The sequence below is a fragment of the Klebsiella sp. w6 genome, from assembly GCF_033100215.1.
GTDB lineage: Bacteria > Pseudomonadota > Gammaproteobacteria > Enterobacterales > Enterobacteriaceae > Klebsiella > Klebsiella variicola.
Genome location: NZ_CP136907.1, coordinates 326,346 through 343,903, shown reverse-complemented (window position 1 = coordinate 343,903; position 17,558 = coordinate 326,346). Strand labels below are relative to the sequence as shown.

General features: G+C 57.2%; 18 protein-coding genes and 1 pseudogene. 4 read left to right on the top strand and 15 right to left on the bottom strand.

The features are described from left to right. Positions 1-203: 203 nt before the first annotated feature. Positions 204-1,310 (bottom strand): aspartate-semialdehyde dehydrogenase, encoded by a 1,107-nt coding sequence (asd, locus tag R0140_RS01585; RefSeq protein WP_008806986.1) that lies wholly within the window; start codon positions 1,308-1,310, stop codon positions 204-206. Between the two features lie 103 nt (positions 1,311-1,413). Between asd and R0140_RS01580 the strand changes: the two are divergent. Then, positions 1,414-1,776 (top strand): annotated as a pseudogene (locus R0140_RS01580) (hypothetical protein). On the opposite strand, the gene gntU reads toward R0140_RS01580, so the two are convergent. The 5 genes from gntU to R0140_RS01555 form a co-directional block, all read right to left on the bottom strand. Continuing rightward, positions 1,773-3,113, bottom strand: coding sequence for a gluconate transporter (gene gntU / locus R0140_RS01575; RefSeq protein WP_008806984.1), 1,341 nt, complete (start codon positions 3,111-3,113; stop codon positions 1,773-1,775). The pseudogene R0140_RS01580 and the gene gntU overlap by 4 nt on opposite strands. After that, a complete protein-coding gene (gntK, locus tag R0140_RS01570) occupies positions 3,113-3,643 on the bottom strand; it encodes a gluconokinase (protein ID WP_012540395.1) in 531 nt (176 codons plus the stop codon). The genes gntU and gntK overlap by 1 nt, the downstream gene beginning before the upstream one ends. A 180-nt stretch (positions 3,644-3,823) precedes the next feature. Further along, a complete protein-coding gene (gene gntR / locus R0140_RS01565) occupies positions 3,824-4,819 on the bottom strand; it encodes a gluconate operon transcriptional repressor GntR (RefSeq protein WP_002920777.1) in 996 nt (331 codons plus the stop codon). Between the two features lie 114 nt (positions 4,820-4,933). Then, on the bottom strand, positions 4,934-5,629 hold the full coding sequence (locus R0140_RS01560) for a pirin family protein (protein ID WP_002920779.1): 696 nt from the start codon (positions 5,627-5,629) through the stop codon (positions 4,934-4,936). A gap of 121 nt (positions 5,630-5,750) precedes the next feature. Beyond that, the gene (locus R0140_RS01555; protein ID WP_032740283.1) at positions 5,751-6,788 is read right to left on the bottom strand and encodes an oxidoreductase; all 1,038 of its coding nucleotides are present in this window, start codon (positions 6,786-6,788) and stop codon (positions 5,751-5,753) included. Positions 6,789-7,052: 264 nt separating this feature from the next. Here R0140_RS01555 and R0140_RS01550 point away from each other — a divergent pair, with 264 nt between their 5' ends. Both R0140_RS01550 and yhhY read left to right on the top strand, forming a co-directional pair. Beyond that, positions 7,053-7,706: a bactofilin family protein gene (locus R0140_RS01550; RefSeq protein WP_032740285.1), complete on the top strand. Its 654-nt coding sequence runs from the start codon at positions 7,053-7,055 to the stop codon at positions 7,704-7,706. A 227-nt stretch (positions 7,707-7,933) separates the two neighbouring features. After that, on the top strand, positions 7,934-8,422 hold the full coding sequence (yhhY, locus tag R0140_RS01545; RefSeq protein WP_317703934.1) for an N-acetyltransferase: 489 nt from the start codon (positions 7,934-7,936) through the stop codon (positions 8,420-8,422). Positions 8,423-8,629: 207 nt separating this feature from the next. Here the strand turns inward: yhhY and ggt are convergent, their stop codons facing one another. Then, positions 8,630-10,375 (bottom strand): gamma-glutamyltransferase, encoded by a 1,746-nt coding sequence (ggt, locus tag R0140_RS01540; protein WP_032740286.1) that lies wholly within the window; start codon positions 10,373-10,375, stop codon positions 8,630-8,632. A 123-nt stretch (positions 10,376-10,498) separates the two neighbouring features. On the opposite strand from ggt, the gene R0140_RS01535 reads away from it, so the two are divergent. Then, positions 10,499-10,819 (top strand): DUF2756 family protein, encoded by a 321-nt coding sequence (locus R0140_RS01535; RefSeq protein WP_032740288.1) that lies wholly within the window; start codon positions 10,499-10,501, stop codon positions 10,817-10,819. 23 nt (positions 10,820-10,842) lie between these two features. On the opposite strand, the gene ugpQ is transcribed toward R0140_RS01535, so the two are convergent. The 8 genes from ugpQ to livF form a co-directional block, all read right to left on the bottom strand. Further along, a complete protein-coding gene (gene ugpQ / locus R0140_RS01530) occupies positions 10,843-11,583 on the bottom strand; it encodes a glycerophosphodiester phosphodiesterase (RefSeq protein ID WP_016161912.1) in 741 nt (246 codons plus the stop codon). Next, positions 11,580-12,650 (bottom strand): sn-glycerol-3-phosphate import ATP-binding protein UgpC, encoded by a 1,071-nt coding sequence (locus R0140_RS01525; protein WP_023323353.1) that lies wholly within the window; start codon positions 12,648-12,650, stop codon positions 11,580-11,582. Before R0140_RS01525 ends, ugpQ begins: the two co-directional genes overlap by 4 nt. A 1-nt stretch (position 12,651) precedes the next feature. Further along, positions 12,652-13,497, bottom strand: coding sequence for a sn-glycerol-3-phosphate ABC transporter permease UgpE (gene ugpE / locus R0140_RS01520; protein WP_032740290.1), 846 nt, complete (start codon positions 13,495-13,497; stop codon positions 12,652-12,654). Continuing rightward, complete coding sequence (ugpA, locus tag R0140_RS01515; RefSeq protein ID WP_012967120.1) at positions 13,494-14,381, bottom strand: sn-glycerol-3-phosphate ABC transporter permease UgpA; 888 nt, start codon at positions 14,379-14,381, stop codon at positions 13,494-13,496. Before ugpA ends, ugpE begins: the two co-directional genes overlap by 4 nt. 106 nt (positions 14,382-14,487) lie before the next feature. Continuing rightward, positions 14,488-15,804, bottom strand: coding sequence for a sn-glycerol-3-phosphate ABC transporter substrate-binding protein UgpB (ugpB, locus tag R0140_RS01510; RefSeq protein ID WP_008806974.1), 1,317 nt, complete (start codon positions 15,802-15,804; stop codon positions 14,488-14,490). A gap of 291 nt (positions 15,805-16,095) precedes the next feature. Then, entirely contained in the window at positions 16,096-16,464 is a 369-nt protein-coding gene (locus R0140_RS01505; protein WP_032733892.1) for a type II toxin-antitoxin system death-on-curing family toxin, read from the bottom strand. Continuing rightward, positions 16,461-16,682 (bottom strand): type II toxin-antitoxin system Phd/YefM family antitoxin, encoded by a 222-nt coding sequence (locus tag R0140_RS01500; protein ID WP_004174006.1) that lies wholly within the window; start codon positions 16,680-16,682, stop codon positions 16,461-16,463. The genes R0140_RS01505 and R0140_RS01500 overlap by 4 nt, the downstream gene beginning before the upstream one ends. Before the next feature lie 162 nt (positions 16,683-16,844). Continuing rightward, a complete protein-coding gene (livF, locus tag R0140_RS01495) occupies positions 16,845-17,558 on the bottom strand; it encodes a high-affinity branched-chain amino acid ABC transporter ATP-binding protein LivF (RefSeq protein WP_004145133.1) in 714 nt (237 codons plus the stop codon).

The following is a 17,558-nucleotide window of genomic DNA, read 5'->3' as shown; positions in this document are numbered from 1 at the left end:
AACTGGCGACTTTTTTTGACCTGAACGGCGCAGTGCTCTCAGCATCCTCCTGCTCCGTCCCACCTTCAGGTAAGGAATTCCTTACTTAAAGCATAGCCAAGGCTGAGTTACCTCCGTGGGGAAAAATCTAACATCCGCGTTTACTCCTTGTATTACGCAAAAAAAAAGGGGGCTTGAAGACCCCCTTTATGTTCATCCTGCGCTTACGCCAGCTGGCGAAGCATCCGGCGCAGCGGCTCCGCAGCGCCCCACAACAGCTGGTCGCCAACGGTAAAGGCCGACAGATACTCCGGCCCCATATTCAGTTTACGCAGGCGCCCTACCGGGGTGGTCAGGGTGCCCGTCACCGCGGCTGGGGTCAGCTCGCGCATGGTAATCTCACGATCGTTCGGTACCACTTTGGCCCACGGGTTGTGCGCGGCCAGCAGCTCCTCAACGGTCGGGATAGACACATCTTTCTTCAGCTTGATGGTGAACGCCTGGCTGTGGCAGCGCAGCGCGCCAACGCGGACGCACAGGCCGTCTACCGGGATAACGGACGAGGTGGCGAGGATCTTGTTGGTCTCCGCCTGGCCTTTCCACTCTTCGCGGCTCTGGCCGTTATCCAGCTGTTTGTCGATCCACGGGATCAGGCTGCCCGCCAGCGGTACGCCGAAGTTATCTACCGGCAGCTCGCCGCTGCGGGTCAGCGACGTCACTTTGCGCTCGATATCCAGAATGGCGGAAGCCGGATTCGCCAGCTCTGCCGCAACATGGTTGTGCAGCTGACCCATCTGGCTCAGCAGCTCGCGCATATGACGCGCGCCGCCGCCGGAAGCCGCCTGGTACGTTGCCACGCTGACCCACTCCACCAGATCCTGGGCAAACAGGCCGCCGAGGGACATCAGCATCAGGCTAACGGTACAGTTGCCGCCGACAAAGGTTTTGATGCCGTTATTCAGGCCGGCGGTGATCACGTCCTGGTTAACCGGGTCGAGGATAATGATCGCATCATCCTTCATGCGCAGCGAAGAGGCGGCGTCAATCCAGTAACCCTGCCAGCCGCTTTCGCGCAGCTTCGGGTAAATCTCGTTGGTGTAATCGCCGCCCTGGCACGTGACAATAATGTCCAGTGCCTTCAGCGCGTCCAGATCGAACGCATCCTGAAGCGTGCCACCGGTGCTACCGCCGAATGACGGCGCTGGCTGTCCCAGCTGGGAGGTAGAGAAGAACACCGGGCGAATGGCGTCGAAATCGCGCTCTTCAACCATGCGTTGCATGAGAACAGAGCCGACCATTCCGCGCCAGCCGATAAAACCAACATTTTTCATAACGTATTCCTGCGAGGTGTGTGCTGTTTGTGCCTGGCCAGTTTCCAACTGGATTATCCCTCACCTTACAAAATGCAGCTAAAGTCGCAAGTGAAATTAATCAATGATTGCTGAACAATCAGAAAAGCAACTTATCCTGCACATTGTCCACCGTCGCTGGTCGTCGTCAAAAACGCAACGATTATCGGGGAAATCCCCTGCGCAATGGAATATTTTCCGTTGCTATTTTATTGATCCTGATTATGGATTGAGCGCGAAATCAGGTGATTTACCGCTTGCCAAATAAACGCATCAAACCCAGGCACAGCAAGGGCTGACGAGGGATACGAGTATCGTCGTAGCGCTAATAAGGGCGAATAGCAGGCAAGGAAAAGGGGGAAAAAGGGCGGCTTATTACAAAGAAGCCAGGGTAAGCAGCGTTACCCTGGCTTTTTATACCCCGCGAGCGGGAGGTGAGCGGGCTTAGCTCAGCAGCTGGAAAGCGATCATACCGACAATCGCCCCGGTGGTACCCAGGATGGTTTCCATCATGGTCCAGGTTTTCAGCGTCTGGGCTTCCGTCGCACCGGTAAATTTACCGAACAGCCAGAAGCCGGCATCGTTCACGTGGCTCACCACAATCGAGCCGCCGGCGATACAGATAGACAACGCTGCCATCTGCGCGCCGCTGTAGTTCAGTTGCTCAATGACCGGCATCACCAGGCCAACCGCCGTCAGACAAGCAACGGTCGCGGACCCCTGAATGATACGGACGGCAGCCGCCAACACGAAGCAGGTAATCGCAATCGGCAGACCCAGGCCTGTCAGCGCTTCGCCGAGCGCCGGGCCGACGCCGGAGTCAACCAGCACCTGCTTGAAGACGCCGCCGGCGCCGATCACCAGCAGGATAATCCCCGCCGGCTGCAGCGCGTGGCCACAGATCTCCATCACGCGGTCTTTCGCCATCCCCTGGCGCATCGCCAGGCCGTAGATCGCGACCAGGCAGGCAACCAGGATCGCGGTGAACGGATGGCCGATAAACTCGAACCATTCGTAGGCAGTGGAACCCACCGGCACAAAGCGCGCGGCGATGGTTTTTAGACCCACCAGCACCAGCGGCAGCAGGATCAGCGACAGGCTAAAGCCGAAGGAGGGCATTTTTCCTTCGCCGAGATGCGGTTCGCTGATATCGTCAGGAATATGCAGCTCAACGTAGCGGCTAATGAAGTTACCCCACAACGGACCGGCGATAATCATCCCCGGGATCGCGGCGCACAGGCCAATCAGGATCATCCAGCCAAAGTCGGCGTGCATTTGCGACGCCAGCAGCATCGGCGCCGGCCCGGGAAGCAGGAACGCGGCGGCGGCGGCCACCCCGGCAAACAGGGGGATCACCAGCTTCACGAGGTTAGTGCCGGTATGGCGCGCCATCGAGAAAGCGACGCTGATCAGCAGGACAATGGCCACTTCGAAGAACAGCGGCAGCGCGCAGATAAGACCGGCAAGACCAATCGCATAGTGCGCGCGGTTGTGGCCGAAGGATTTGAGCATCTTGACGGCAATCTGATCGACCGCCCCCGTTTCATGCAGGATCTTACCGAACATCGCGCCGAGCGCGACGACGATCGCCAGGAAGCCCAGCGTACCGCCCATCCCTTTCTCCATCGTCGCCGCGATTTTATCCAGCGGCATGCCGGAGAAGAGACCTGCACCAATAGAAACCACCATCAAAGCCACGAAGGCGTGCATCCGCGCTTTCATGACTAAAAACAGCAGCAGCAATACCGAGCCGACTGCTGTTAAAACAAGCGTTAAAGTACTCACTAGTGACTGCCTTTGTTGATCACCTCGATGGTGCTGGCCACCACGCCTTCCAGCGGCTGGTCGATATCGACGATAAGCACATCGCTCTCGTCGGCGCCTGGTTCCTGCAGCGTTTCAAACTGCGTCACCAACATTTGGGTTTTGAAGAAGTGTCCTTTGCGTGCCTTCAGACGGTTTTCGATCACGTCGAAATCGCCTTTCAGATAGATGAAGGAGAGGTTCGGGTTGCCCTTGCGCAGAATGTCGCGATAGCTCTTCTTCAGCGCCGAGCAGACGATCAGCGACACCTTGTTGGTACGCTGCATAGCAAACGCGGCGTCATTCAGCGCCTGCAGCCACGGCGTGCGGTCATCATCGTTCAGCGGCTCACCGGAGGCCATCTTGGTGATGTTGCTGCGCGGATGCAAAAAGTCGCCGTCGAGAAACGCGGCATGCAGTTGATGCGCCACTTCGCTGGCGACAGCGGATTTCCCGCTGCCGGAAACGCCCATCAGAACATAGACGTGGTGATCATGATTAGTCGTGCTCAAAGCATCCTCCCACCGGACAGGTACGCCGCGCCATGGCTGACTCATCCAGCGCGAAGGCGGCGTATCGGTTAATTGTTACGGGTAACTGTTATCGGTAACATTGTCATGCCGGACCTGTGGAGAAGCAATATCCATTCGTGCCAGATGTGAATATGTGTGATCTACTTCAAACTTGTCAGTTTAAATTGATCCGCCCGGTGACAATGTGAAACCTAAATCTAACATCTTAGGGGTAATCGCTTCACCACGAATGCGCGCCAGCAGCCGTTCGGCGCCGATGCGTCCCATTCGCTCGCGCGGGGTCAGGACGCTGGCGAGACGCGGCTCCATCACCTGGCCGATATCATGGCCGTGGAACCCGGCGATCGCCATATCATCGGGGATCTTCAGCCCCAGGCGCTGGCATTCAAACGCCGCGCCGACCGCAAGGTCATCGTTGGTACAGAAGATACCGTCAAGCTGCGGATATTCGCGGCGCGCCTGACGCATCAGCTCAATACCCGACGAGTAGGACGAAGACTGCTCCACCATCACGCTATAGGGCGTCATCCCGGCGTCGAGCATCGCCTGCTCGTACCCCTTCTGTTTGATGATAGTTCGTTCATCGAGACGCGCCCCCAGATAGGCGACGTGGCGGTGGCCGCGGGCGATAATCGCTGCGGTCATCTGCCGGGCGGCTTCAAAGTTATCAAACCCGACGGCGATATCGAGGCACGGCGACCGGCTGTCCATCAGCTCCACCACCGGAATGCCGGCGACTTCAATCATCTTCAGGGTGCGAGGCGTATGAGTGCGTTCGGTGAGGATCAGGCCGTCAATGTTCCAGGAGAGCATCGATTCGAGGCGTTTCTCTTCCATTTCCGGCTTATAGCCGTAGTGCGCCAGCATGGTTTGATAGCCGAAGGCGTCGGTGACGCTTTCGATACCGCGCAGCACTTCCGAGAAGACCTGGTTAGTTAACGACGGCAGCAGCACGCCGATGGCGCGGCTGGTCGCGTTGGAGAGAATGTCAGGGGCGCGATTGGGAATATAACCCAGTTCATCGAGGGCAACGGCAATCTTGCCACGCAGCGCTTCGGAGACCTGCTCCGGGTTGCGTAAATAGCGACTGACCGTCATTTTGGTCACGCCGACAAGATCGGCTACATCCTGAAGTACGGGTCTTTTCTTTTTCATCGTCCTGACTGTGATCAACGGGGAAACATTTTCTCAGTTTATCACGGACAAAGCGCAACCTTCGCCGATGTTGGAGAAGGTTGCGCAATTTATTTAACCTGGCTCAGATAACTATCAAACCGGCGGCAGATCGAACAGCAGGATCTCGCTATCGCTGTCGGCATGAACCGAAATAGCCTGCTCGTCCCAAATGGCCAAACCGTCGCTGGTGGTGGCTTTGGTACCGTTGATGGTCACTTCGCCTTTGACCACCTGGATCCACACGCGGCGTTCCGCGGCAATCTGGTGAACCGACTGCTCATCTTTCAGCAGCGCCCAGCGATAGAGTTCCATATCCTGGTACACCTTCAGCGAGCCATCTCGCGCATCTGGCGACAACACCAGCTGTTTGCCCTGGGCGGCGTCGAAGCGGCGCTGCTCGTAGCGCGGGGTAATGCCGGTTTCTTCCGGAATAATCCAGATCTGATACAGACGCAGACGATCGGTTTTGCTCGGGTTGTACTCAGAGTGGCGCACCCCGGTACCCGCACTCATGATCTGGAACTCGCCTGCCGGCACCTGCTCTTTGTTGCCCATGCTGTCCTGGTGCTCCACCGCCCCTTCCAGCACATAAGTCAGGATTTCCATGTCTTTGTGTGGATGGGTACCGAAGCCCTGACCGGCGTCGATGACGTCGTCGTTAATCACCCGCAGGGCAGAGAAGCCCATAAAATTCGGGTCATAATAGTTGGCGAAAGAGAAAGTATGCCAGGAATCCAGCCAACCATGGTTAGCGTGGCCACGTTCGTTCGCTTTGCGTAAGTAGATCATGTTGCACCCCCGTATGTTTTCGATGGAGTCAGTGTGGACCCATTTCGCCGTCGATCATAGAGGGTGAAAATTGACTCCTCTGTTCAAAAAATATGAACAAGCGTCGAGGAGCCCGTTTTGCTTATTTTGCCAGGGTGATGGTGGCCGGAGAAGGCTGTTCAAAGCCGCGCTCCAGGATCTCCATATTGGTGAGAACGTCAGATTCCTTGACGTAATTCGGCTGGCCGTTGACGAGAGTTTCATACAGCGCGTCGTACACCCGACCGTAGTCGCCGGTCTCCAGCGGCACCGCTTCACGCACCGTCTCCCCCGCCTCGTTGACGTACACCAGCTCGCCGACGCTGTCGTCCGCGCCAAAACCCGGCTCGCCCGGCATGATATTGGCCTTCAGGCTGGTCTCCTGCTGGTCAATGCCGTATTTCACAAACGAACCTTTATGGCCGTGAACGATGAATTTCGGGTAGTCGATCTGCACCAGGTGGCTGGTTTTGACGATGGCCTTCAGATCGCCGTAGAACAGTTGGGCCTCAAAGGTGTCATCCGGGTTGGCTTTATTGCGCAGCGAGCGCAGATCGTAAGAGACATGGTCCGGACGGCCGAACAGCGAAATGATCTGATCCAGGGTATGTACGCCAAGGCCATAGAACTCGCCGTTTTGCGGGCCGCCGGGGTTGGTCTCCGCCACCGGGCGGTAGTTATCAAAATGACTTTCGATCTCCACCAGTTCGCCGAGTTTCCCGCTCTCAATCACCTTTTTGGTGGTCAGGAAACAGGAGTCGAAACGGCGATTCTGGTAGGGCGTCACCGTGAGACCTTTGCTGTTTGCCAGGGAAAACAGGGTTGTGGCCTCCTCAAGCGTCGGGGTGAACGGCTTTTCCACCAGCACGTTTTTCCCCGCCTCCAGCGCCTTTTTCGCATATTCGAAATGACTGTCGGCGTGGGTGCAGACCACCACCAGATTGACCTGTGGGTCGTTTAACACGTCATCAAGATCGCTGGTGAAATGGATATGGGAATATTGCGGCGCCTGCTCCTCGGGCTTTGCCCGGCGGCGGTAAATGTGCGCCACCTGCCAGCGGTCTTTGCGTTGCAAAACGTAAGGAAGGTGATAGCGGGTGGTGCTTTTACCAAAGCCAATAAATGCACAGTGCAGAGTCATAACGCTGTCCTTAGTTGATGAGCTACCTTCAACCATAGCGCAAGCCGGGCCATCACTTCATCCTCTCTGTCCGCTTTCCTGGAAGATTCGCCAGCAAAATAGCTCAAGCATCACTTATACGAAAATATTAATAACTAATTGATTAACCAGTGATTAATTCGCCATTTTCCAGCTAAAATACTTGATCCTAACGGCGAAACTACGGATAAGTGGAGGGCAAACCAGGACGTTGCTGATGACTAACGGAGTAGCCAGACGCTGCTAATGGACAAACAGTATTTCGCCATAAACGGCACCCTTTTTTTCTGGCTTCTTGGACTGATCGCCTGGTCTGTCGATGCCATCGCGCTGGCGCGCCTGGCGGCCGCCTGCGCGCTTGTCGCTTTCCTCCTCCATAGCCAACGGAACAAGATTAACGCGATGTTTATTAAGAAAAATAAAACGGAACCTCAAGCGTCAGAAGCAGCCACATTTCCGGCAATAAACCCAGAACCCGAAGCGGTCACCAGCAAAAAACACGAGACCACGATCATCGCCAGCGGGGTACATTTCGTCGGCAATATCGTCGCCAGCGGCCATGTCTATATTCACGGCCAGTTGACCGGCAACATTGAGGCCAAAGAGCATCTGATTAAGGTAATGCGTGAAGGCCAGGTGGAGGGCAACATCAGCTGCCGGGAGCTGATTATTGACGGCAAGGTGCAGGGCCAGTGTCATGGCGATAGCATCACCATCGAGGAGCACGGCCATCTGGATGGTACCCTCGCCTATCGCGCGCTGGCGATCAAGAAAGGCGAGGTTTTTAGCGGTCGCGCTGAAATGCTGGCCGCAGCGGAGAACAAAAGTCATATTCTCGGTCTGGTAGCAGACACGCCATCCAAAGCCGACGCGGAGCCCGCCAGGCCGCAGAGCGCCTGAAATAGCGGCAAAAAAAAAGCCAGCACCCGGCTGGCTAAAGTAATACTGGAAGCAATGTGAGCAATGTCGTGCTTTCAGGCTTTCCGCAAGGGTCTCCCTGAATGCAGGACAATAATAATCATTCTCATTCGCACTTGTCTACTTTTTTTTGCAAATAATGCGTGTTGACTCGAACGCCGTAGTCAGTGATGTTTAAAGGGACTTTTCACCTGAATGAGGAACAAGGAATGAGTGACATCGTGATACGCCATGCTGAACCGAAAGATATTGACGCGATTCGTCAAATTCACGCCCAGCCGGAGGTGTATCACAACACGCTACAGGTCCCTCATCCATCCGAACATATGTGGCGGGAGCGGCTAGCCGATACGCCCGGCGTGAAGCAGCTGGTGGCCTGTATCGATGAGCAAGTCGTCGGCCATTTAAGCATTGCCGTCGTCCAACGTCCTCGCCGTAGCCACGTCGCCGATTTTGGTGTCAGCGTGGATTCGCGCTGGCACAACCGCGGCGTCGCCAGCGAGCTGATGCGTACCATGATTGATATGTGCGACAACTGGCTGCGGGTCGAGCGTATTGAGCTGACGGTGTTCGCCGATAATGCCCCGGCAATTGCGGTGTATAAGAAGTACGGCTTTGAGATCGAAGGCACCGGCAGGCGTTACGCGCTGCGCAACGGTGAGTATGTGGATGCGTATTATATGGCGAGAATGAAGTAGCGTGTTGCCGGGCGGCGGCGACTGGCCGCCCTCTGTGCGCTCCCTGCGCCATGAGAGTCATAACGCAGAAGAAATATCGGGAGCGCAATGTGCTCTGAATTAACACAAAGCACATATTTTTCCCGGACCAAAAAGTTGAAAACCGATAACAGTATCTACGTTCGCGCAGTTGTAGGCCCGGTAAGCGCAGCGCCACCGGGCAACACATCAATACCCCGCCGTTAAATCATCCGGCGAACGCGGATCGGAGGCGCCATACAGCATGCCGTCCGGCCCTACCATGATGCTTTGGGTACTGCCCATCGCCTCTTTCAGCGCCACTTTCTGCCCCTTCGCCTCGAGCAGCTTCAGGGTATCCGGGCTAAAGCCTTTCTCCACCCGCAGCTCATCCGGCAGCCATTGATGGTGGAAACGCGGCGCATTGGTGGCTTCCGCGACGTTCATCCCGAAATCGATGGTATTGACCACCATCTGCAGTACGGTGGTGATGATCCGACTGCCGCCCGGGCTGCCGGTCACCAGCCAGGTTTTGCCGTCTTTCACCACAATGGTCGGCGACATCGACGACAGCGGGCGTTTTTTCGGCTCCACCGCATTGGCGTCGCCGCCCACCAGACCATAGACGTTAGGCACGCCGGGCTTCGCCGAGAAATCATCCATCTGGTTATTGAGTAAAATACCGGAATCGCCGGCCACAATGCCGGTACCGAAGGTGGTATTCAGCGTATAGGTCACCGCCACCGCATTACCCTCTTTATCGACCACCGAGAAGTGGGTGGTCTGGTTGCTTTCATACGGCGCCAGCTTGCCCGGGCGGATCTGACTGGAAGGCTTCGCCTTGTTGACGTCGATCTCGGCGGCAATTTCTTTGGCATAGGCTTTGCTGGTCAGCGCCTGCCACGGCACTTTGACGAAGTCAGGATCGCCGAGATATTCAGAGCGGTCGGCATAGGCGTGTTTCTCCGCCTCCGCCATCACCTGCATAGCATCGGCGCTGCCAAAGCCATATTTCTGCATATCGAAGTTTTCGAGGATATTGAGGATCTGCACGATGTGGATCCCGCCGGAAGACGGCGGCGGCATGGAATAAACCTCATACCCGCGATATTCGCCGCTAACCGGCGTACGCTCCACGGCCTTATAGCTGGCAAGATCGGCTTTGGTGATTAGCCCGCCGTGCTTTTTCATCTCGTCAGCGATCTGGTCGGCGATGGCCCCTTTATAGAAAGCCTCCGGGCCGTGCTCGGCAATCAGCTCCAGGCTCTTACCGAGATTCTTTTGCACCAGCCGGTCGCCCTTTTTCAGCGGCTCGCCGTTCTTCCAGAAGATCGCTTTACTGTTTTCATGCTGCGGGATCACTTCGCTGCCATAGGTCTTCAGATCGTCCGCCAGCGCATCGTTAACGATAAAGCCCTCTTCTGCCAGCTTAATCGCCGGGCGGATCACTTTGTTCAGCGGCATGGTGCCGTATTTTTCCAGGGCGAGAGAGAAACCGGCGACGCTGCCTGGCGTGCCGGAGGCCAGATGCGAAGTCAGTGATTTTTTACTGTCCGGGTTGCCCTGGTCGTCAAGGAACATGTCGCGGGTGGCCTGTTCCGGCGCCATTTCGCGGAAATCGATCGCCGTGGTCTTGCCGTCTTTAGTCCGCAGCATCATAAAACCGCCGCCGCCGATATTCCCGGCCTGCGGATGCGTGACCGCCAGCGCGTAGCCAACCGCCACCGCCGCATCGACAGCGTTGCCGCCCTGGCGCAGAATATCCACGCCGACGCGGGTCGCCAGCGCGTCCACCGACGCCACCATCCCCTGCCGGGCGCGTACCGGGTGGAACACATCTTCCTCTACGCCATAAGAGACCGGCGGCGGCGGTGGCGGATTGGCGGCGACGGTGAAACTACCGCCCGCCAGCAACGCAGCGATGACCACCTGGCGCCATATTGTTGTTTTTATCATTGTCTTACTCCTGAAAGGTAGGTTTCATTCCCCGCTTAAGCCTGGTTGATAACTCCTAAAAAATCATTGTTATGGCGGATTCGAGGTACACTTAAGTGATCCCACGCACGGGAGGAGAAAACCATGAAAGCGATTCTGTTTCTGGCGGCGCTGATGCCGCTTGGCGTATTAGCCCAGCCGATCAATATTAATAACAACCCTAACCAGCCGGGTTACGTGGTGCCCAGCCAGCAGCGCATGCAAAATGAGATGAAGGTGCAGCAACAGCAGCAGCAGAGCATGCTGAAGCAGGATCTGAACAATCAGACCCGCTCGCAGCAGCAGCATTTGCAAAACCAGTTGCAGACGAATCAGCAGCGCGCGACCCAGGGCGGCAATCTCAATCCGCCGCAGCAGGTGCTACCGAACAACAACGGTGGAATGCTGCGGCAGACCAACCCGTAAAGGTCAGCCGCCGCAAATCCGTCTTAAGGGTGGAAATTCGGCCCGATGACGTCAATGGCATCGGTGCAGATGCAATCTACACCCCAGCGCAGCAGCTCGGCGGCGCGCTGGGGTTTATTGACCGTGTACACCAGAATATGCAGGCCGGCCTGTTTCAGGCTCGCCACCCGCGCCGCATCCAACAGCTTGTGATTGAGGTGAATCGACACGCAGCCCAGCCGGGTGGTCAATTCGCGCCAGTCATCGCGCCACTCATCCAGCAGCAGCCCGCGCGGCAGCTCGGGCGCGGCTTCCTGCGCCGCCTCCAGAGCATCGATTTCAAAAGAGGAGAGCAGCGGCGCGGCCATGCCTTGCCACAGATCGCGCGCAGCCAGGGCCACCACGTTGCCGGTCTGCGGCCCCAGCCCGGTGGTCGGCTTAATTTCGATATTCGCCATCATACCGTGACGGCGGCAGCGCTCCGCCACCTGAGAGAGCAACGGCAGCGGCTCGCCCTTAAATTCACGGCTGAACCAGCTGCCGGCATCGACCTTCAGCAGATCGTCCCACGCCAGCTCGCCCGCCACGCCCCAGCCGTTGCTGGTGCGTTCGAGATTATCGTCATGCAGCAGAAAGATCTGCCCGTCCTTCGACAGCTTGGCGTCAAATTCAATCATCGTGTGCCCGTAGCGGGCGCCAACGTCGATAGCCGCCAGGGTGTTCTCCGGCGCCAGTTTACCGCCGCCGCGATGGGCGACGATGTGGGGATAAGGCCAGTTACTCATGCGCGTTGTCCTGTTTCACCATCAAAGAGGTGCAGATGTTCCAAAGGCAGATGCAGCCATAGCGTGCTGCCGCCCGCCGGGCGCTGCTGATGCGGCAGTCTGACCACCAGCTTCTGCTCGCCCCAGCGCCCGTGGGCGAGGTTATCGGCACCTAAAATTTCCAGGGTATCCATCAGCAGCGGAATGCCGCCTTGCGCCTGCGAGCTTAAAATAAAGTGCTCCGGGCGGATACCGAGCGTCATTTTACGCCCGGCGTAGCGCCGATGCTCGTGATTCATCGGCAACGCCATGCCACCGGCCAGCTCGAAGCGACCGCCGTCATCGCTGATGCGCCCTTCCAGCAGGTTCATGGCCGGGCTGCCGATAAAGCTTGCCACAAAGCGGCTGGCGGGCTTCTCATACACTTCCACCGGGGTGCCGATCTGCTCGGCAACGCCTTTATTCATCACCATCACCCGCTGGGCCAGGGTCATCGCTTCGACCTGATCGTGGGTGACGTACAGCGAAGTCGTTTTCAGGCGGCGATGCAGCTGCTGCAGTTCCAGACGCATCTGCACGCGCAGCTTGGCGTCGAGATTTGACAACGGTTCGTCGAACAGGAATACCGCCGGGTCACGCACGATAGCGCGGCCCATCGCCACGCGCTGGCGCTGACCGCCGGAGAGCTCCCGCGGGCGACGCTTGAGCAGACCATCCAGCTCCAGAATACGCGCCGCCTCCTGCACCCGCTCGGCAATCAATCCCTTACCCATGCCGCGGATCTTCAGCCCCCACGCCATGTTCTCTTCCACGCTCATATGCGGATAAAGCGCATAGTTCTGGAACACCATCGCGATGCCGCGATCTTTCGGTTCCATCTCAGTCACCCGTTTGCGATCGATCCAGATATCGCCGCTGGTCACCCGCTCCAGTCCGGCAACCATCCGTAGCAGCGTTGATTTCCCGCAGCCCGACGGGCCGACCATGACGATAAATTCCCCGTCCGCCACGTCCAGCGTCAGCGGTTGAATCACCTGGGTTTTGCCATCCCAGCTTTTGCTTACTGCCTGTAGTTTTAAACCAGCCATTTTATTTCTCACTATCGACCAGGCCACGCACAAAGGCGCGCTGCATGGCTAAAACGATGACGACCGGCGGGATCAGGGTCAGCAGCATCGCCGCCATCACCTGATTCCACTGGGTAGTACCTTCGCCGGTGGCGATCATGCCTTTGATACCGGCGACGGCGGTGCCAAGATTCACATCCTGAATAATCAGCAGCGGCCACAGATATTGGTTCCAGCCGTAGATAAAGGTGATGACGAACAGCGCCGCAAGATTGGTTTTCGACAGCGGCAGCACGATGTCGCGGAAAAAACGCATCGGCGAAGCGCCATCAATACGCGCCGCTTCAATCAGTTCGTCCGGCAGGGTCATAAAGAACTGGCGGAACAGGAAGGTGGCGGTGGCCGAAGCCATCAACGGCAGCGTTAACCCGGCGTAGCTGTCGAGCATGTCGAGGTTGGCGATGACCTCCACCGTCGGGAAAATCCGCACCTCGACCGGCAGCATCAGGGTAATAAAGATCATCCAGAAGAACAGGTTACGCAGCGGAAAGCGGAACCAGACGATGGCGAACGCCGAAAGCATCGACACCACGATTTTGCCGACCGTAATGGCGAACGCCATGATGAAACTGTTGAGCATCATCAGCCAGAACGGCGCGCTGTTGACGCCGACGCCGTTCACCCAGATGGTCTTCATGTTCTCCAGCAGATGGCCGCCGGGGATCAGGGTCATCGGCGTTTCAAACACCGATTGGTTATCCAGCGTCGCCGCCACGAAGGCGACGTACAGCGGGAATAAAATGACGGCAATACCCAGAATGAGCATGGTGTGGCTGAAAATCGTCAGCCCGCGACGGTTCTCAATCATTGGTAACGCACCTTACTTTCAACGTAACGGAACTGCACCACCGTCAGAATAATGACGAGGAACATCAGCACCACCGACTGTGCGGCGGAAGCGGAAAGATCGAGTCCGGCAAAACCTTCGCGATATATTTTGTAGATTAGGGTGGTGGTGGCCTGCACCGGGCCGCCGGCGGTGGCGGCATCGATCACCGGGAAGGTGTCGAAGAAGGCGTAAACCAGGTTGACCACCAGCAGGAAGAAGCTCACCGGCGCAATCAATGGCAGCGCCAGCTTAAAGAAGCGACGAATGGGCCCGGCGCCGTCAATGGCGGCGGCCTCAACCAGCGAACGCGGGATCGACTGCAGCGCGGCGAAGAAGAACAGGAAGTTATAGCTTATCTGCTTCCATACCGAGGCGAAGACCACCAGGAACATCGCCTGGCCGCTGTTTTGCGCGTGGTTCCAGTCGTAGCCCAGCTCGCCGAGGAAATGGGTGATCAGCCCGCGCCCGGGGTTAAAAAGGAAGATCCACAGCACCGCCGCGACGGCGGGGGCCACGGCGTACGGCAGCAGCATCAGCGTTTGATAAAAGCGGCTGCCGCGCACCACATAGTCGACCAGCGCGGCAAAAAACAGCGAAACGAGCAGGCCGCTGACAGTCACCAGGGTGCTGAATTTTATAGTGGTCCAGAACGAGTCCAGATAGTACGGGTCGTGGAACAGCGCAACGAAGTTATCCAGGCCGACAAACTGGCTGGAGAGACCAAACGGATCGACACTCTGCAGCGAGTACCACAGCGCTTCGCCCGCGGGCCAGATAAAGAAAATCAGCGTGATAATCAGCTGCGGCGCGACCAGCACATAGGGCAGCCAGCGCGAGCGGAATACCGGACGGGATGATGACATTGAGATTGGGTTCCTGAACAATGCCGGGAGGCGGCTACGCCTTACCCGGCCTACATAGGGCACATCGTAGGCCCGGTAAGCGCAGCGCCACCGGGCAAGTTACAGATTACGATTTGGTCGCTTGCTCGAAGCGACGCAGCAGCTGATTCCCACGCTGAACAGCGGAATCCAGCGCCTGTTGCGGGGTTTTCTTGCCGGTCCACACGCTCTCCAGCTCTTCATCGACGATGGTGCGGATTTGCGGCATGTTGCCCAGACGCAGGCCTTTGGTGAACGGCAACGGCGGCTTGTTCAGCATCTGGCGGGTGGCGATATCGGCGCCCGGGTTCTTATCATAGAAGCCCTGCTGGCGCGTCAGATCGTAGGCCGCAGTGGTGATCGGCAGATAGCCGGTTTTCTGGTGCCATTCGGCGGCGATTTCCGGTTTGGTCAGGAAATCGAGGAACTTCGCCACGCCGGTGTAAGTCTCTTTGTCTTTACCCTGCATCACCCACAGGCTGGCCCCGCCGATGATGGCGTTCTGCGGCGCGCCTTTCACGTCGGCATCGTATGGCATCATGCCGACGCCGTAGTTGAATTTGGCGTACTGACGAATATCGGCCAGCGAGCCGGATGACGCGGTAGTGATCGCGCAGTCACCGTTATAGAACTTCTCGGTGGACTCGTCTTTGCGCCCGAAGTAGCTGAAATCACCCTTCTTGTTCATCTCTTCGAGCAGGGCGATATGCTTCACCTGCTCCGGCTTATTGAACTCCAGTACCGCATCGGTACCGTCGAAGCCGTTATTTTTCGTGGCCACCGGCAGACCATGCCAGGCGCTGAAGTTTTCAATCTGGATCCAGCCCTGCCAGCCGCTGGCGTACCCGCACTTCATCCCGGCGGCTTTCAGCTTCGCGGTATAGGCCGCCAGATCCTGCCAGGTCTTCGGCGGCTGCTCCGGATCTAAGCCGGCTTTTTTGAAGGCGTCTTTGTTGTAGTACAGCACCGGCGTAGAGCTGTTAAATGGCTGGGAGAGCAGATGGCCGGTTTTCGAATCGGTGTAATACCCGGATACCGTCGGCACGAACTGCGATTCATCAAACTTGATGCCCGCCTCGCTAAACACCTGGTACACCGGCTTAATGGCTTTTGACGCCATCATGGTGGCGGTGCCGACTTCATACACCTGCAGGATCGCCGGGGCGTTGCCGGTACGGAAAGCGGCGATACCAGCACTCAGGCTCTGTTCATAGTTGCCTTTGTATACCGGAACGATTTTGTAATCAGGATTGGCCGCGTTAAAGCGTTGCGCCAGAGAATCCACTTCTTTACCCAGCTCGCCTTCCATTGAGTGCCAGAATGGGATGGTGGTAACCGCCAGGGCCTGACCGGCAAAAGCCAGGCTCAGCGCCAGTCCTAAAGCTGTATGTCGTAACGATATCATCGGTTATCTCTCTTGTTGTGCCGGATGCGCGATTTCACGCGTTTTATGCTCGCGGGGTAACATGACATGTTCGAATTACAGAAAAATAACTTTTTTATTACAAAAAAAAGATAGTAACGGGTCAGAGAGATGACAAGCCGATGAAAGGACGGGGGAAGTAAAGTGGGAGCTGAGACACGGATAATATTTGCGCGATCGGCTCCCGGGGTCGGCGCAAGCGCCTCGCCCGGGCTACAACGGCTTGGGTAGCCCGGCCAAGCGAAGCGCCGCCGGGTTGCAACGATTTAACCGTCATCCGCGCAAACGCGCGACAATCTGTTCCAGGGTAAGTTGCCCCGCTGCCGCCTCGACGGTCATGCCGACGAAGTCTGGATTCGCCGGCAATATAATTCCATTTCGCTTTAAAAAAAGCAGGGTAATAAACAGTGCCGTACGCTTATTTCCATCATTGAAAATATGGCCGCGAGAAATCGCCAGCAGGTGCATCGCAGCGAGTCGCCACACGTCTGTCACACCTTCATATTCAATTTTGTTTAGCACCCTATACATTATCGCTTCGGCACGCCCCGGGTCGGGCATACCGGCAACGTCAGGCGTGACGCGGAGCAGCCTGTCGTGAAACTGTATTATCTCTTCCGCTGAGATAATCTGCAGCGTCATTTATCCGCAAGCTCCCTGATCTCATCACCATGAACCGCCATAATAGCCGCGAACTCATCATCCATTCTGGCCGCCTGGTAGCGTTCAAACTCTTCTGCACTAATGATGACCGCAGATTTATGCCCACGACGGGTAATGGTCACAGGTACACCTGTCACTGCGCTTTCCAGCACATCGGCCAGATTTTGTCGGGCTTCGCTATAGTTAACCGTTCTCATAAATACCTCCAAAGCTGTACTCTTTTATTGTACAACATACATGTACAAAAAAGAGCCATCAGGCTCTTTTAAAGGTATTTGTGCGATCGGCTCCCGGGGTCGGCGCAAGCGCCTCGCCCGGGCTACAAACCGGCGAAGCGAACGACGCCGGGTTGCGATGAATTAACCGCCGAGATAGGCGCTGCGCACCGCCTCGTTGGCCAGCAGCGCGTCGCCGGTATCCTCCAGCACCACGTGGCCGTTCTCCAGCACGTAGCCGCGGTCGGCCAGCTTTAGCGCCTGGTTGGCGTTCTGCTCAACCAGGAAGATCGTCATCCCCTGCTCGCGCAGCTGCTCGATGGTGTCGAAAATCTGCTGAATGATAATCGGCGCCAGCCCTAATGAGGGCTCATCAAGCAGCAGCAGGCGCGGCTGGCTCATCAGAGCGCGACCGATCGCCAGCATCTGCTGCTCGCCGCCGGACATAGTGCCGGCGCGCTGAATACGGCGTTCATGCAGACGCGGGAACAGCTCATACACCCATTTGATGCGGGTCTGGAACTGATCGCGGTCGGCAAAGAAACCGCCCATCGCCAGGTTCTCTTCCACCGTCATACGCGAAAAGACGCGCCGCCCTTCCGGGACGATCGCCACCGCTTCACGCATGATTTTCGCCGTCTGCCAGTCGGTAATATCCTTACCGTCAAAGACAATGCGCCCGCTGGAAGCGCGCGGATCGCCACACAGCGTGCCGAGCAGGGTGGTTTTCCCCGCGCCGTTGGCGCCGATCAGCGTGACGATTTCACCCTGTTTGATATGCAGGCTGACGTTGTGCAGCGCCTGAATCTTGCCGTAGTGGGCGCTGACATTGTCAAAAGTTAACATCGCGTTTTCCAT